17 protein-coding genes are annotated in these 16,735 nt (G+C 36.3%); 15 read left to right on the top strand and 2 right to left on the bottom strand.

Annotated elements, in window-relative coordinates; translation table 11 throughout:
• The first annotated feature begins 27 nt into the window (after positions 1–27).
• The gene (locus KI430_RS02895; RefSeq protein ID WP_248876778.1) at positions 28–1,194 is read left to right on the top strand and encodes a zinc-dependent alcohol dehydrogenase; all 1,167 of its coding nucleotides are present in this window, start codon (positions 28–30) and stop codon (positions 1,192–1,194) included.
• Between the two features lie 75 nt (positions 1,195–1,269).
• Here KI430_RS02895 and KI430_RS02900 read toward each other — a convergent pair whose 3' ends face one another.
• Complete coding sequence (locus KI430_RS02900; RefSeq protein ID WP_248876779.1) at positions 1,270–1,725, bottom strand: PA2169 family four-helix-bundle protein; 456 nt, start codon at positions 1,723–1,725, stop codon at positions 1,270–1,272.
• Between the two features lie 399 nt (positions 1,726–2,124).
• Between KI430_RS02900 and KI430_RS02905 the strand changes: the two genes are divergently transcribed.
• From KI430_RS02905 to KI430_RS02920, 4 genes are all read left to right on the top strand, one after another.
• Complete coding sequence (locus tag KI430_RS02905) at positions 2,125–3,180, top strand: KGG domain-containing protein (protein ID WP_248876780.1); 1,056 nt, start codon at positions 2,125–2,127, stop codon at positions 3,178–3,180.
• Positions 3,181–3,262: 82 nt separating this feature from the next.
• On the top strand, positions 3,263–3,871 hold the full coding sequence (locus KI430_RS02910) for a ferritin-like domain-containing protein (RefSeq protein ID WP_248876781.1): 609 nt from the start codon (positions 3,263–3,265) through the stop codon (positions 3,869–3,871).
• Positions 3,872–3,948: 77 nt separating this feature from the next.
• Entirely contained in the window at positions 3,949–4,785 is an 837-nt protein-coding gene (locus tag KI430_RS02915) for a cyanophycinase (RefSeq protein WP_248876782.1), read from the top strand.
• A 447-nt stretch (positions 4,786–5,232) separates the two neighbouring features.
• Entirely contained in the window at positions 5,233–5,829 is a 597-nt protein-coding gene (locus KI430_RS02920) for a Crp/Fnr family transcriptional regulator (protein WP_248876783.1), read from the top strand.
• A 7-nt stretch (positions 5,830–5,836) separates the two neighbouring features.
• Here KI430_RS02920 and KI430_RS02925 read toward each other — a convergent pair whose 3' ends face one another.
• Positions 5,837–6,433, bottom strand: a complete 597-nt coding sequence (locus KI430_RS02925) for a Crp/Fnr family transcriptional regulator (RefSeq protein ID WP_248876784.1) — start codon at positions 6,431–6,433, stop codon at positions 5,837–5,839.
• Positions 6,434–6,610: 177 nt separating this feature from the next.
• Here KI430_RS02925 and KI430_RS02930 point away from each other — a divergent pair, with 177 nt between their 5' ends.
• The 10 genes from KI430_RS02930 to KI430_RS02975 all read left to right on the top strand — a co-directional run bounded on the left by KI430_RS02930 (position 6,611) and on the right by KI430_RS02975 (position 16,729).
• Positions 6,611–6,910, top strand: a complete 300-nt coding sequence (locus tag KI430_RS02930; RefSeq protein WP_248876785.1) for a hypothetical protein — start codon at positions 6,611–6,613, stop codon at positions 6,908–6,910.
• A 78-nt stretch (positions 6,911–6,988) separates the two neighbouring features.
• Positions 6,989–7,495 (top strand): CinA family protein, encoded by a 507-nt coding sequence (locus tag KI430_RS02935; RefSeq protein ID WP_248876786.1) that lies wholly within the window; start codon positions 6,989–6,991, stop codon positions 7,493–7,495.
• A gap of 45 nt (positions 7,496–7,540) precedes the next feature.
• Positions 7,541–8,302 carry an SDR family oxidoreductase gene (locus KI430_RS02940; protein ID WP_248876787.1) on the top strand — a complete coding sequence of 254 codons (762 nt, stop codon included), beginning with the start codon at positions 7,541–7,543 and terminating at the stop codon, positions 8,300–8,302.
• A 17-nt stretch (positions 8,303–8,319) separates the two neighbouring features.
• Positions 8,320–9,792, top strand: coding sequence for an alpha-amylase (locus KI430_RS02945; RefSeq protein WP_248876788.1), 1,473 nt, complete (start codon positions 8,320–8,322; stop codon positions 9,790–9,792).
• A gap of 24 nt (positions 9,793–9,816) precedes the next feature.
• Entirely contained in the window at positions 9,817–11,334 is a 1,518-nt protein-coding gene (locus KI430_RS02950; RefSeq protein WP_248876789.1) for an FAD-dependent oxidoreductase, read from the top strand.
• Positions 11,335–11,350: 16 nt separating this feature from the next.
• On the top strand, positions 11,351–12,007 hold the full coding sequence (locus tag KI430_RS02955; RefSeq protein WP_248876790.1) for a DUF6766 family protein: 657 nt from the start codon (positions 11,351–11,353) through the stop codon (positions 12,005–12,007).
• Positions 12,008–12,195: 188 nt separating this feature from the next.
• Complete coding sequence (locus tag KI430_RS02960; protein ID WP_248876791.1) at positions 12,196–12,771, top strand: ferritin-like domain-containing protein; 576 nt, start codon at positions 12,196–12,198, stop codon at positions 12,769–12,771.
• A 375-nt stretch (positions 12,772–13,146) separates the two neighbouring features.
• Complete coding sequence (locus tag KI430_RS02965; RefSeq protein WP_248876792.1) at positions 13,147–13,758, top strand: hypothetical protein; 612 nt, start codon at positions 13,147–13,149, stop codon at positions 13,756–13,758.
• A gap of 15 nt (positions 13,759–13,773) precedes the next feature.
• Entirely contained in the window at positions 13,774–14,307 is a 534-nt protein-coding gene (locus KI430_RS02970; protein ID WP_248876793.1) for a hypothetical protein, read from the top strand.
• A gap of 85 nt (positions 14,308–14,392) precedes the next feature.
• Complete coding sequence (locus KI430_RS02975; RefSeq protein WP_248876794.1) at positions 14,393–16,729, top strand: TonB-dependent receptor; 2,337 nt, start codon at positions 14,393–14,395, stop codon at positions 16,727–16,729.
• The last annotated feature ends 6 nt before the right edge of the window (positions 16,730–16,735 follow it).

The following is a 16,735-nucleotide window of genomic DNA, read 5'->3' on the forward strand; positions in this document are numbered from 1 at the left end:
AAATCAAATCACCAAAATATTAAAGTTATGAAAGCAGCAGTTTTCCATATGCCGGGTAAGATTACCTGCGACACGGTAGATGATCCCATTATCGAGGATCCCAATGATATTATTCTTAAAGTGACTTCCACGGCCATTTGTGGCAGCGATCTCCATATGTATTCCGGAGGAATGCCTCAGCTAAAACCAATGGTTATGGGCCACGAGTTTATGGGAATAGTGGAAGAAGTCGGAGCTAATATTTCTCATCTTCAAAGAGGAGATAGAGTCGTTGTTCCATTCCCGATAGCCTGTGGTGGCTGTTATTTTTGCCAGCACGATCTTCCTTCGGCTTGTGAAAACAGCAATCAGGATCATTACGGACCAGAAGGTGGAATATTAACAGAAAAAGGCGGTGGAATGTTCGGTTACACAGATTTGTATGGCGGTTACAGTGGCGGACAGGCACAATATGTTCGTGTTCCCTATGCCAATTTTGGACCTCGAAAAGTTCCTGATGTTTTAACCGATGAACAAGTTCTTTTCCTGACCGATATTTTTCCCACAGGCTATACCGGTGTAATGTGGGGTGAACTGAAAGGCGGCGAGTCGGTTGCAATTTTCGGCGCCGGACCCGTCGGATCTATGGCGGTAAAAAGTGCTATTCTTCACAATGCAGGAAAAGTAATTGTAATTGATACTTTGCAATACAGACTGGACCAAATCAAAAAATTGACGGGCTGTGAAACGATTCTTTGGGAGGACGCAGAACAAACTGTGGAACAGATCCGGGATTTGACAGAAGGCAGAGGTGCAGATCTTTGTATCGATGCGGTCGGGTTTGAACCGGAAAGAAATTTATTGGATAAAGCTAAGGCCGTTCTCAATTTCGAAAAAGGCTCTATCAAAGTTTTAGAAGCCTGTATGAGCGGTGTTCGTCGTGGTGGAATTGTTTCTATTCTGGGCGTTTATCCAGTGAATTATGATAATTTTAAAGTCGGACAGATTTTTGACAAAGGAATTACTCTGAAAGCTGGTCAATCACCGGTTCACGCTATCGTTGACAAGCTTCTGAAATATGTAGAAACCGGACAGGTGAAACTAGACGATATCATCACGCACAGACTTTCTCTAGACGACGTTGCAAAAGGTTATGAAATTTTCCATAAGAAAGAAGACAATTGCGTTAAAGTTGTGTTGGATCCTTGGAAATAAATTTAATTATTAGATATCCAACGAGAACAGGAGACCTCAAAAAGTCTCCTGTTTTTTTATTTGCAATCAAGTCTTTTATTTTCTTAGCTCCAATTTCCCTTTGAATTCGTGGGAAGAATCTTTAATTTTTTTCAGCTGTTCAGATACTACTTCTTTACTTGCTTCATCCAATTCTCCAGTATCAAGCGCTTCCTGATAAGCTTGTATGGCTGCATTTTCTCCAAACAAAACATTTTCTAAGGTAGCAGATTCCAGACTACTAAGCAAGACAGAATTTTTAATATCAATCCAAGCTCTGTGGATCGTTCCTGCGACTGATGCAGAATCATCCGGTTTTCCGCCTCGCTCGGTAATTAGATTTATCAATTCATTTTTGAAAACTTTGGTCTGGGAAGTCATATGCTCATAATCGTCCTGCAGATCGTGATTCATTTCCCATATTTTACCTTCTACTTTTTCAAAACCTTCGAGCCTGTCGTTGCTAATATGAAGAAGGTCATTCAGTACTTCAATTGTCTTTTGATTTTCCATTTTAATATTGATTTAGTATAAAGTGAAACTTACAAGAATAATGCCTTTGATTTAACATAATATTTTTAATGAAAAATAGATTTTAAATTATTTAATAGAATGTTAAAATGCAATTTATTATGTTAAATGTTTGATTAACAATTGCAATCTAAATAGTATTAATTTAATTTTTAATTATCTGATTTGCATACAGTTATTGTTGGTTTGTAAATAATTTTGAAAACTTAATTAATACAAAATTTATAAATGGATTGATTAGTATGACTCAAATCATATGCTTACCGATGTCATTGTGTTTAGCTTTGGATTACCACTTTTCACAAACAAAGTTGCTGTTCTAAATACTAGTCACAGACCAGCAATTTTATCACTAAATATTAATATAAAAAATTCAAAGTTATGAACACTAGAAATTCAAACAGCCGTTCAAACAATTCGTCCAATTCTTCAAACGATGCAAAGTCTGTTTTTGAAGAGATTTATCAACTAGGTTACGACCACGGTTTCAATGATGCCTCGGAAGATGAGGATTACGATGATGACTTCTCAGATTACGAGGACGAATATGATGATTACGAAATATCAAATTATGATGACGACGATGAAGAAGATTATGATGATGAGGAATATGACGACGAAGAAGACTATGATGATGACGAAGAAGATTACGATGACGAGGATGAAGAATATGAGGATGACGACGAGGACGATGAAGATAGTCGTGGCGGCTCACGGGGCGGAAGAGGCAACCAGCAGCGTGACAGTCAAGGAAGATTTACATCTGGTGGTGGACGTTCTGGAGGATCACAAGGTTCTAGAGGCAGCTCACGGTCTGGTTCACGGGGCGGCAATTCCGGTTCAGGAAGCGGAACATCCAGAAGAGGTTTTGCATCTATGAGTAAATCAGAACGTACAAGAATCGCAAGAATGGGCGGTGAAGCGTCCCACGGCGGCGGCAGATCATCCGGCTCAGGAAGATCGGGTTCTAGTTCTTCCAATTCAGGTCGAGGAGGTAACTCCGGGTCTGGTGGAGGAAGATCCAATTCTGGAAGATCAGGAAGTAATTCTGGTTCAGGAAACGGAACATCCAGAAGAGGATTTGCATCTATGAGTAAAGCAGAACGTACAAGAATTGCAAGAATGGGTGGTGAAGCGTCTCACGGTGGCGGCAGATCATCCGGCTCAGGAAGATCGGGTTCTGGTTCTTCTAATTCAGGTCGAGGCGGTAATTCCGGATCAGGTGGAGGAAGATCCAATTCAGGAAGATCACGCGGAAACTCTGGCTCAGGAAACGGAACATCCAGAAGAGGATTTGCATCTATGAGTAAATCAGAACGTACAAGAATCGCAAGAATGGGTGGCGAAGCTTCTCACGGCGGTGGACGATCTTCTGGCTCAGGAAGATCATCAGGATCTGGTAGATCTGGCTTCGGAGGAAGAAGAAACAATTCTTAATTTTTAATCCTTCAGTTCATTATATGTTTGATTACCTCTCTTGGGAGGTAATCATTTTTAAACTCATTAAAAATCAATCATTATGGCTACCAAAACAGAAAATAATACAAGTTCTACAGTTAAGAAAGATATTGTAGAAAATTTAACTCAAACACCTTTACAATCAGAATCCAAAGATAAAGATCAAAGTATGGCAGAATCGCCTTTGCATAAGCTTTTTGTGGATGCTCTGAAAGATATTTATTATGCGGAAAATGCAATTGTGGACGCTTTGGAAAAAATGGAAGCAGCCGCTACAACGGAAGAACTGAAAGATGCATTTGAAGATCATCAACTTCAAACCAAAAAACACGTCAGCCGTTTGGAAAAAGTATTCAAACTTATTGGTGAACAACCAGAAAAAAAAGAATGCAAAGCTATTGTAGGCATCATCAAAGAAGGCGAAGAGATTATCAAATCTACAGAAGAAGGCTCTATGACCCGGGATGTAGGATTGATTATCGCTGCTCAGAAAGTGGAACATTATGAGATTGCAACTTACGGTGGTCTTGTTCAATTGGCGATTACAATGGGGCACGACAAAGCTGCTGATCTCTTGGAAAGAACGTTACAGGAAGAAGAGGATACAGATTTGTTATTGACAGATATTGCAGAGTCTTCTATCAATATCAATGCGGAGCAGGAAGATTAATTTTAAATTTTACAATGTTGAGCCATACAAACCTGCTTTTGTATGGCTTTTATTTATCAATTAATTAAATTAAAACTATGGTACCAAGAGGCAGATTAATAATTATTGGCGGAAAAGAAGACAAAAGCGAAACCGATTCTGAAATGGAGGACGTTAATCACGGTTTTATTCCCAAAGAAATACTTAAACTAATTATTGAATCCAAAGATGACCGAATCGAAGTCATAACAACCGCAAGGTCTGATCCGGAAGATATGAAAAAAACATATACGGATACTTTTAAAGGGCTTGGATACACCAATTTTGGATTTCTGTATATCACAGATAAAGCAGATGAAGAAAGTTTACAACGCATTGAAGATGCAGAAACGGTTTTCTTTTCAGGTGGAGATCAGTCAAAAATATGTAATGTTCTAAAAAAATCTAAGATTATTGAACAGATTCATAAAAAATACTTGAATGAAAAGGATTTCACAATTGCAGGTACGAGCGCTGGTGCAATGTGTCTGTCATCAATTATGATTTCAGATGCAGTTAACGGAGAAGCTATGGTTGGCTACGATTTGGAATTGGATGAAGGCTTGGGATTTTTGGATTGCATTATTGATACGCATTTTGTTCATCGCGGCCGTTTCGGAAGGTTAGCTCACGCTAATATTTTGCATCCCGAACTTTTAGGAATTGGTCTTGGACAAGATACATCATTGATTATAGAACAAGGTAAAATCGCAACATGTAAAGGTTCCGGAATGGTAATGATTATCAATTCAAAGCAAGTCAAACAAACCAATGTAGAAACTGTTAAGAAAGGTTGTCCAGTCTATGCAGAAAATCTTAAAATTGATATTTTAACAGAAGGTTGTAAAATTAATTTGGTGACACGCAAGATTGAAGTTCCAGAATTCAATAATTAGGTTTATAAAATTTTAAAACAAAACCATTTATTATTATCAAATTTCATTGTTTTTATGGCTTATTGTTAATTTGATATTGTGACATTTATTTATTTTAATAATTTCATTATGACTCAAGTCATAAAATTCTTTAGAAGTTCTGTATAATTTTGAACTCAACAAAAATAGACTATGAAATTATTATCCTTAATTTTTACAATGCGATTGATTCTTTGAATAAAATTACATTGATGATGCTTAGTTATTTCATTAACAGGCAAATAATACCAATATTTTAAAAGATTTTTATTAAGACTAAAAAGTTTTAGTTGCATAAGAATTTGTGAGAGTTTTGGGAAATTAAAATTAAGTAAGATAATAAACGACAAATAGATTATTTCAATTAATTAATTGATTTAAAGTGATTTAAAGGTTGTTGGGATTCTTTAGATTACAAGAGAGTAAAATATGGTTATAGAAGAAACTATTATAAAATCATTAGGGGCAAAAGTCGAGGAATACAATATCGGTGATGTTATTTTTTCAGAAGGTGGAACACCATTGTATTATTATCAGATCATTGAGGGTGATGTAAAGCTTAATAATTACAATGAGGACGGAAAGGAAATGATACAAAGTATTTTGACAACAGGTCAAAGTATTGGTGAGTTTTTGCTTTTTGTGGATAAAACTTACCCTGTTAATGCTATTGCTATTTCGCCTTGCAGAGTTCTGAAATTATCCAAATCCAAGTTTCTTCTTGTGTTAGAAAATTACCCTGAAGTTCATTTTGATATCATCCAAAGTCTGTCGGACACAATGTACTTCAAATTCGTGATGGGACAGATTTTTTCCACTCAGAACACATCAACAAAATTAAAAGCCTTGATGGATTATTTAAAGAGTTTCCAGAAAGATCAGACACCATTTTCTTTTCAGGTTCCATTGACCAGGCAACAGATGGCAAGTCTCACAGGTTTGCGTGTGGAGACGACAATCAGGACTTTAAAACAGATGGAAAAGGATAATATAGTAAAAATAAAAAATCGTAAGATTTTATATTGATTTTAGATCAATAATAAATTTTCCCTTGAACAATCTTCACTACATTTTGCTTTTCCAAAACCTTGATTGTTCGTATCGCCGTTTCTACCCTCAAACCGGTTAAAGAAGCTAATTGCTGTCTTGTTAAAGGTATTTCAAAAGAAAACCGGTCTGTATCGGAAGAAAAACTTTTATGATAATCAAATACTCCTAACAATCTCACATCAGGATGCAATGAGGAGTTATTCTCGAGCATTATGAATTTCTGATAAAGCCTTTCTGACAAAAATTTATTGAGATCTCGTGATACATCGGGGTTTTCATCCAGCATTTTAACAAAGTTTGATTTCGAAAGTTTGATAACTTCACTCGGTTCAAAAACTATAGCGTTCACAGGATAAGTTTTATCTATGAAGAGTAGTAATTCGCAAACGCTGAGACCGTGATGTAAAATAGCCAAAATCAGTTCTTTTCCTTCTTCATTGTAGTGATTCAGTTTTATTCTTCCGGAAATAATTTGATAATAGTATTTCGGTTTTTCATCTTCTCGGAAAATGATATCTCCGGCTTCATAATATTCGATTTTTGCACCATAGGATAGTAGCAGATCTTCAGCAATTATCATAATGTTAATTTTATATTGTTACAATAATTTCTGTATACAAACTTAAAACCAATTTTTAGAATTGATAATTTTATAGAGTTTAATAGAGTTTTTAAAGGCTTTATGATTCAAATCATATAATGACAGAAGTCAGTTTGCGTAATTTTGGTTTAATCCAAATCGAAAAAGTAGCAAAAAATGAATATTGAAAAACTATTAAAATCATTGCCTGGTTATGACTTTAAAAAATTGATCAATAAAAGTCAAAGGTTTGAACCGGGATCTACCATTTATGCAAAAGAAATAGAAAATGAGATTTTCCTTCTTTTCGTGGTTTTGAAAGATAAAAATCCAAAAGACATCCATTCTTTTATCGCTTATTTTGACAGCTTTGAACATATCGGAGTCCAGGAACCTAAAGAAATAATGTTTTATCAATTGATATCCAAAATTCAGGATTTTCATTATTTCGAGAAATATCTAAATGTTTATCATTAATAATCAACTGGAAAAGTGAAATTGTTGGACCGAAGTTATAAGGTTCTTTTATCCAATAACATTTAAAAAAATTAACTTATGGAATTTCCTAAAATACTATTGGACAAGATCAGCTATAATCTGAGAGAAAAAAATGAGTCCATTTCCATTGCAGAAAGCGTAACATCGGGATTTGTACAGATGGCGTTTTCTCAAATGCCATGTGCAGAACAATTTTTCAAAGGCGGAATTACAGCCTACACAATCGAGGAAAAAGTCAAACATCTAAACATTGATTTTGATGAAGCCAAGGCCACAAACTGCGTGTCCAGAAACATCAGCGAAATGATGGCTCTTAATGTTGCTTCGTTATTCGATTCGGATTGGTCGATTGCTACAACCGGTTATGCTACGCCGGTAAAAGAATCGGATAATCAGATATTTGCTTATTACTGCATCGCTTATCGGGGAACAATTATTAGAAGTGATAAAATAGAACTTCATCCGTTGACTAAGGCGTTTGATGCACAAAAATACTTTATGGAGTACATTTTAGGATGTCTCCGTTGCGAGGTCAAAAGAGACCATTCTAAAGTTACAATTTAAGTTTATCCACTATAAAAATGATGTAAAACCATTAAATAAAATTATATGGCTGGGGAAGATTTTTTACAATTGAAAAACAAATCAGTTTTAATTTCGGGAGCGGACAGCGGTATCGGAAAGGCGGTTGCATTGCTTTTTGCAAAAGAAGGTGCTGATATTGCGATTATCTATCACAGCGATGATAAAGATGCTGAAGAGACCAAAGAGGAGATCGAGCAATTAGGCAGAAAGGTTTTATTGTTTTCAGGAGATGTTAATAATTCTCAATTCTGTAAGGTTTGTGTCAATAAAACTATTTCCGAATTTGGAAAACTGGATATTCTGATTAATAATGCAGGCGTTCAGTTTCCCGCGGATAATATTTTGGATCTTGAGGAAGAAAATATCAGAACAACTTTCAATGCTAACATTATCGGAATGATATTACTGACGAAAGCGGCATTTCCTCATCTTAAACAAGGTGATTGTATCATCAATACAACTTCTGCGACAGCTTATCAGGGACATAAACAATTGTTGGATTATTCTGCCACCAAAGGAGCGATTGTTTCTTTCACAAGATCGTTGGCTTTACAGTCCAGAAAAAAAGGAATTCGTGTGAATGCTGTTGCGCCAGGTCCGGTTGCAACACCTCTCACCAAAGAAACTTTTGATGAGGAAGAAGAAGACCCGAACAAACCACCATTCGAAAGAAATGCAACGCCCGAGGAAGTTGCCGGAAGTTTCCTATTCTTGGCAACAGATGCTTCGGCTCAGATTACGGGGCAGGTTTTGCATCCAAACGGCGGATTAATTGTAAATGGTTAACTAATTGATTTTTAAATATGAATGGGACTATTTTACAGTTTTTCCATTGGTATCATCCGGGGAAACTATGGAATGAATTTATTGATAGGGCGGAGTACTTAAAAAGTTTAGGTTTTACTGCAGTTTGGTTTCCGCCGGCAATCAAATGTGCTCTGGGTACGGAAGGTCGAGGTTATGATGTTTATGATTTGTATGATTTGGGAGAATTTGACCAGAAAGGAACTGTTTCTACAAGATACGGAACTAAGGAAGAATATCTGAAAGCGATTGAAAAAGCTCACGAGTTTGGGATGAAAGTTTATGCCGATATTGTTCTTAACCACAGAATGGGAGCGGATGAAAAGCAAACCATAACTGTCCATCAAGTCAATGACGAGAATAGAAATGAAATTGTAAAAGAAGCTTTCGAAGCTGAAGCAATGACAAAGTTTACATTCCCGGGGAGAAATGGAAAATATTCTGATTTTGTTTGGGATTCTCGATGTTTTAGTGGCATCGATAAAGTTAAAACCGGCGACGAAGAATTGGAAGGCATTTTCAAAATCTATAATGAATATGGTACGGATTGGAATGACAGTGTGAGCCATCAATTCGGAAACTATGATTATTTGATGGGTGCTGATGTCGAATTCCGAAATCCTTATGTTGTAGAAGAACTGAAACGTTGGATTAAATGGTATATTGAAACAACCAAAGTAGACGGTTTGAGAATGGATGCTTTGAAACACATCTCAACCGAATTTCTGAAAGAATGGATAGATTACATCAAATCCGATATTGATGAAAACTTCTTTATGGTTGGCGAGTTCTGGAAAGATAATGTTGAAAAAATCAAAGATTTTTCCGAAAAGATGGATCATCGGATTTGTTCGTTTGATGTGCCTTTGCATTATAATTTCTTCCAAGCTTCACAGGAAAAGCAGAGTTATAACCTGAGCGAAATTTTAAAGGGAACTTTTCTGGATTGCAATCCGGAGTGCTCAGTTTCATTCGTCGGGAACCACGACACACAACAGCTTCAGGCTTTGGAATCCACAGTGGAAAACTGGTTCAGACCAATCGCTTATGCGATTATTTTGTTGTCAGAAAATGCTTATCCGTGCGTGTTTTATCCGGATTTGTTCGGGGTAGAATATGTTGATAAAAATGAACAGGGCGAAGATGAAAAGATTGTAATGCCAAAAGTCGAGATTCTTCCACGTTTGATGCAGGCTCGTTTGGAACTGGCTTACGGAGAGCAGATTAATTATTTTGACCATCCCAATTGTATCGCCTGGATAAGAAAAGGAGATGACAATCACGAAGCTTGTGTGGTTATCATTTCTAATAGCAAGGAAGGCTACAAAGAAATGGATTTAGGAAAAGAAAATGCTTTCGCAAAGTTTACAGACTTTCTGGGATTCCGAAAAGAAATAGTTGAGCTGGATTATAATGGAAAAGGAACTTTTTGGGTTAATCCGGAATCAGTAAGTGTTTGGCAAAAAAAATAAAAATTAATAATCAAAATTAAAGTTATGAACAGAGACGGCGTTAGAAAAAGTATTTGGCAGGAAGAGATCAAGTCTTTTCCTGCAACCATCAATTTCGAAGGCGAATATGATATTGCCATTGTTGGTGGCGGAATTACAGGCGTTTCTACGGCTTACGAACTTCAAAAATCCGGTAAGAAATGTATCCTGATCGAGGCTTCGAATATCGGATTTGGAACAACTGGCGGAACAACGGCTCATATCAATAATTTTCTGGACACGACTTATTCTCAGGCTATCAGCAAATACGGTTTGGAAGATGCTAAACTTCTCTTCGAATCGGTGAATGATGCTATTGGAATTATTGAAAAAAACATCAATGACAATAATATAGATTGTGATTTTGAGAAGAAAACGGCGCAACTTTTTGCGTTGGATGAGAAACAAGTAAAACAATTGGATGATATTTTAAAAGGTGCTGAAAAAGTTGGTTGCGAAATGAATTTGATTAATGATATTTCGTTCCCGATTCCTTTTATGAAAGCTGTAGGAATTCCTGGTCAGGCTCAGTTTCATCCAATCAAATATATCAGCGCACTTTGTCAAAGCTTTTTGAATTCCGGTGGAATAATTGTCGAAAATTGTTTCTGCCAAAGTCATTCGGAGGAAAAGGATTGGATTGTAATCGATACTTCAAAAGGAATTGTCAAAGCTAAAAATTTGGTTTATGCAACCCATATTCCGCCTGGAATCAATATGCTGCATTTTACCAATGCGCCTTACCGAAGTTATGCAATGGCTTTCACTCTTAAGAGTCAAAACTATCCTCAGGAATTGGGTTATGACTTGATGGATCCGTATCATTATTACAGAATTCAGGAAATCAATGAAGAAACTTTATTGATTGCCGGCGGAGAAGACCACAAAACCGGACATTCCGACGATACAGGTCTTTGCTTTACCAATTTGGAAAATTATGTCCGTCAATATTTTGATGTTGATTTGGTGAGATACAGTTGGTCCAGTCAATATTACGAACCTGTGGACGGTTTGCCATATATTGGGAAAATGCCCGAAACTTCCAAGATTTACTCCGCAACAGGTTTCCGTGGAAATGGGATGATATTCGGAACATTGTCTTCGAGAATTATTTCGGATTTAATTCTGGAAGGAAAAACCAAATATCGAAATTTATTCAGTCCTTCTCGTATTATGCCGATTGCCGGTTTTTCAGAATTTGTAAAAGAAACAGCAACCGTTGCCACAGATTTTATCAAAGACAAATTGTTTGTTGAGAAAGTTTCGTCTTTGGTAGAAATCCATGAAGGTGAAGGAAAAGTCGTAAAATATGAAGGTGAATCTTACGCAGTTTACAAGGAAAAGGGTGGAGATGTTCATCTTTTAAAAAGTACTTGTCCGCACGCCAAATGTGAAGTTCGGTGGAATAGTGCGGAGATTTCTTGGGATTGTCCTTGCCACGGTTCTCGTTTCGATGTCAACGGAAAAGTTCTCACAGCGCCTTCTGTGACCAATCTTACAAGGGTTAGAGAGAAGGATTTATAATTAAAATTTGAAAGTGATGTCTAAGAATAATTTCTTTTACCGTAACAGCTTGAGCATTGTTTTGATTGCGTTAATGCTGATTTTCTGGGTTGGTCAATTTTTTACAGGTTGGAAAACTGAAAATAAGGAACTGGCGGAAGAAGGTCAAGCTTTATTGAATTTTGGTCAATACATCCAGAGCGGACATTTTATTCAGGCGACTTTTGAGAATTGGGAAAGCGAATTTTTGCAGATGATGCTTTATATTTTGCTTACAGTTTCACTCAGGCAAAAAGGTTCCAGTGAATCTAAGTCTCTGACCGAAAAAGAAGATGTTGATGAAGAGCCGAAACCACATTCCAATGCGCCTTGGCCAGTGAAAAAAGGTGGCATTTGGCTGAAGATTTACAAGCATTCTCTGTCTTTGGTTTTCGGGGTTTTGTTTCTAATCAGTTTTGTGCTTCACTTTTTTGGTAGTTACAAAGATTATAATTCAGAACAGATGATAAAAAATAAAACAACAATTGGTGTCTATGATTATCTATTCGAGTCCAGATTTTGGTTTGAATCTTTTCAGAATTGGCAAAGCGAGTTTCTGGCAGTAGCATCTATTGTTCTCCTTTCTATCTGGTTAAGAGAAAAAGGTTCACCCGAATCCAAACCTGTCGATATGGCTCACGACGAAACGCCTTAGTGTGTTTTATTGAGCAAATTTTCCTCGGTTTTCTTTAGAAGTTGTTTTAAAATGACTTCCAATATGTCATGTATAATAATTAGTAGTTTAATTTATTTATAATTTATATATAAATAAATATTGTTAATTTATTTTGGTATAATGATTGTAATAATTGATTTATTCACATTAATTAATATTAAAAAATTATGGCAACTACAAAATCGGCACCAGCAACAAAAACAAAGACTGCTGCAAAAAGTACAACCGCAACAAAAAAAACACCTGCTAAAAAAGATGCTGCTAAGGATTTGAGCGATCTTTTCGAAGACAGTTTAAAAGACATCTATTGGGCAGAAAAAGCATTGGTAAAAGCTTTACCGAAAATGATGAAAAATGCGACCAATGAAAAATTGAAAACTGCTATCGAAAAGCATTTGGCCGAGACAGAAACACATGTTACTCGCCTGGAAGAGATTTTCGAATCTATGGGTAAAAAAGCTCAGGCTAAAAAATGCGATGCAATGCAAGGTTTGCTGGATGAGGCAGACAGTATAGTTGAGGAAACAGAGCCAGGAACTGTGAGAGATGCAGGAATCATTGCGGCAGCACAGAAAGTGGAACATTATGAGATTGCTACTTACGGAACATTGGCGGCGTTTGCCAAGATTTTAAAAGAATCTACACCATTGAAGCATCTGCTTAAAACTTTGGAAGAAGAGAAAACCTGTGATGAGTCTTTGACACAGCTTACGGACGTTAATCTTAATTCTAAAGCAAAATAGAAGTATAGGAATTTAGATTTTACAATAAAATGATACCAGTAGTTCATTTTGTACTCACGTAAAAAATAATTAAGAGTGGAGAGCAATCAATTGCTCTCTTCTTTTCATCTGATGTATGACTCAAATCATAATCCAAGACCTATGTAATTTATAGATTTGAGGATATTCTAATTATTGTATGAAAAAATTGGAATGATTTTTATCCCTGTATTAGTATCTGGTTGTTCAAAGAATAATGATTTCATAGACTCTAATGATTCGGATATAAACGGAATTTATTATGATAAAGTTATGGTTCCGGTAAATCATGGTAATTTATAAGGAATATCTGTGCATCAGCTTTTTAAAAAGAAAATAAATAGTATTAACCAAGACATGAAACCTAAGAAAGTCCCTGGCGTTCCGGAGCATTATAAAGGAGCTCATTTCGATACAGAAAGTGATCGGGTTTTTGATGATCCAATGCTCGCAGCTCAGCAATTCCAATATCTTAAAGAACGCTTTTTCAATATCAATCACTGGCAAGAATACTGTGGTAAGATGTCTGCGGAGTTCAAGCTTTGTGATAAACACGGTTTTTATGTAGATAGAATACCGAGGATGGGCGATTTTTTTAGAATTGATATTCCGGGACCTGGCAATCCGGAAACCAAAGGTTACGACTGGGTAGAAATAGTTGCTATGGATGATCATTGTTTTGGTGATGAATTAGAACGGCATTTGATTTCCTGCAGACCATCAAAACCACCTGGCAGCAGGGGCGACAATATTGCACATTTTTATTCTCCGGAAGCTTCATCAACATTCATTATTTCACGAGGACCGAATTATATCAAGGTGGGAATTTATGGAAGGAATGAAGTTGCCAATTTTTCCAGAACCGGAATTATTGGTAAAATAAGAAACACTTTCATTACAATCGGAGGATTTTTGAACGCTACAAAATTCCAGTGGAAAGGTCTTGCAGAAGGTTTTCTTGATTTTTAAACTTTAAATATTGTAATGATGTTAAATACGGCTTTCTGTTTTCTTGTTTGTGGGTCGTTTTGCTTTGGACAAACCTATGAACAGCTGATGTCCTATTCTTATTATTACAGAAAGGATATCGATGATTTTAAAGAATTTATTAATAAAGAGCCTGCAGCAACCCATTCAAATTACGGTATTCAGCAAGTAGTCTATGAATTTCATAATCATAGTGTGGGTTTGGAAGAGCATAAAAGTGATAATGGTAAAATTGGAGAAATCTATGTTTTCCAAACCAATGAAAATCATACAAAAGCTAATTATGAATGGAAGAAATACTTCGATTTTCTGAATAATAATCAATCATTTCAATTCGTCAAAGCTATTTTCGATAATGGAGTCATAAAAGATAATAATCTTTCTCTCGACGATTTTACAACTTTATTAAATTCAAAAAATATAAATTCTGATAGCAGCTACGGCGTTCGATATAAAAAATCCGATGCCTATTATTCTCTTTTCGTAATAAAGGGTAAGCTGGTTTTTACTGTGGATGATAAGAATTTTTGATTAAGTTTTTGTTATATTTTAAATTTTGAAAGTCCTCAAACAATCAAGAAGCAAATTAAACGTTTAATTAACGTAAATTTGTTCAATGCAGACATTATCCCTGAAAACTGCTACCTCCGTAGCGGCGATTTGTTTTAGTTCCATTGTTTTTGCACAGCAGAAATATTCGGTAAGCGGAATAGTAAAAGATCAGAAAAACGGTGAATTGCTCATCGGTGTTTCTGTAAAAGTTGCAGAAGATCCTACCATTTCTGTTGTCGCCAACGAATACGGATTTTACTCACTTTCACTTCCGAAAGGCTCTTATACTTTGGTCGTTTCCAATCCGGGGTTTAAAGATTTTCAGCAGATTGTGAATGTTGAGGATGATGTGAAGCTTAATTTACAGCTCAATCAGGAAGGAAGTGATGAAAGAGTAAAAGAAATAGATGAAGTCGTCATTTCCGCAGTGAAAAAAGACAAAAATCTTTCATCGGCACAAATGGGAACGGAAACCTTGAGCATTAAACAGATTGACAAACTTCCTGTTTTGTTTGGTGAAAAAGATGTGATGAAAACCATTCAGCTTTTGCCAGGAATTAAAAGCAACGGAGAAGGAAGCAGCGGATTTTCGGTAAGAGGTGGTGCAACCGATCAGAATTTGATTTTACTGGATGAAGCGGCAGTTTACAATGCATCGCATTTGCTTGGATTCTTCAGTACCTTTAATAGCGATGCTTTGAAAGATGTAAGTATCATCAAAGGAAACAGTCCTGCTCAATACGGAGGTCGACTTTCATCTGTTCTGGATGTCAAAATGAAAGACGGAAACAACAAAGATTACAACGTCAACGGAGGAATTGGTTTAATCAGCAGCAGATTGAGCGTGGAAGGGCCAATTCAGAAAGAAAAATCATCATTTATCGTTTCGGGAAGAAGAACGTACGCTGATTTATTTTTAAAAGCTACCGATGATTTTAAAGACAGCAAACTGTATTTTTATGATTTAAACTTAAAAGCCAATTATCAGATTAATGACAACAACCGTTTGTATTTGTCGGTATATTTTGGAAGAGATGTTTTAGGTTTGGGTGATACTTTCTCGACAGATTGGGGAAATACCACGGCAACTTTGCGCTGGAACAGTATTATCAACAGTAAATTATTTTCAAATACTTCATTTATCTACAGCAACTACAATTATAATGTAAGTTTAAGCAGCAACAACAATACTTTCGGATTGGATTCGGAGATTGAAGACTGGAATTTGAAGCAGGATTTCTCTTGGTTTGCAGGAAATAAGCATAATGTAAAATTTGGTTTTCAGTCGATTTATCATACGATTACTCCAAGCAGTGCTTCCGGAACGAGTGTAAGCAGCTTTCCGAGAAACCCGAGATATTCTTGGGAAAATGCAATTTATATTAATGATGATTTTAAAGCAACAGAAAAGCTGACCATCAATTACGGGGCAAGACTTTCAATATTCAGTGTTTTGGGTGGCGATACTTTTAATACTTACGAAAACGGAATTTTAACGAATTCTGAATATTTAGAAAAAGGAAAATTTGGTAAAACCTACATAAATCTTGAACCGAGAATTACTGCGAATTACAGAATTAACGAAGTAAGCAGTGTGAAAGGTGGTTATTCCCGAAACACGCAGAATTTACACCTTTTAAGTAACAGCGGAAGTGGAAATCCAACCGATCAGTGGATTGGAAGCAGCTACACGGTAAAACCTGAAATTGCAGACCAGATCAGTGCAGGTTACAGCCGAAATTTCAACAACAATAATTATGAATTGAATGCTGAGATTTATTACAAATCGATGCAGAATCAGATTGATTATAAAAACGGTGCGCAAATCAGTTTTGATACGGCAGCAGACGTAGAAAGCGAATTGTTGTTCGGAAAAGGAAGAGCGTACGGTTTGGAATTAATTGCCAAAAAGAAAAGCGGAAAACTAACGGGCTGGATTTCTTATACTTTATCTAAAACCGAGAGGAAAATCGAAGGAATCAACGACAATCAATGGTATAATGCGAGACAGGATAAAACGCACGATCTTTCTGTTGTCGCAACTTATCAGTTAAATCCAAAGTGGTCTTTTTCCGGATTATTCCTTTACAGCACAGGAAATGCTGTGACTTTCCCAACCGGGAAATATGAACTGAACGGACAAACAGTTTTCCAGTACAGCAACAGAAACGCAGACAGAATGCCTGCTTATCACCGAATGGATCTGAGTGCAACCTATGAACCGGTTTCTACTAAACGCTGGAAAGGCTCCTGGTCATTCGGAATTTACAATGTATATGGCAGACAAAATGCGTACACCATTAATTTTGAAGACAATCCAGACAAGCCGGGAACGACGAGAGCAATGCAGACTTCGTTATTCCGCTGGGTTCCGAACATTACGTATAACTTCAAATTTTAATTTAGC

It is taken from the genome of Epilithonimonas zeae, assembly GCF_023278365.1.
Classification (GTDB): Bacteria; Bacteroidota; Bacteroidia; order Flavobacteriales; family Weeksellaceae; genus Epilithonimonas; species Epilithonimonas zeae_A.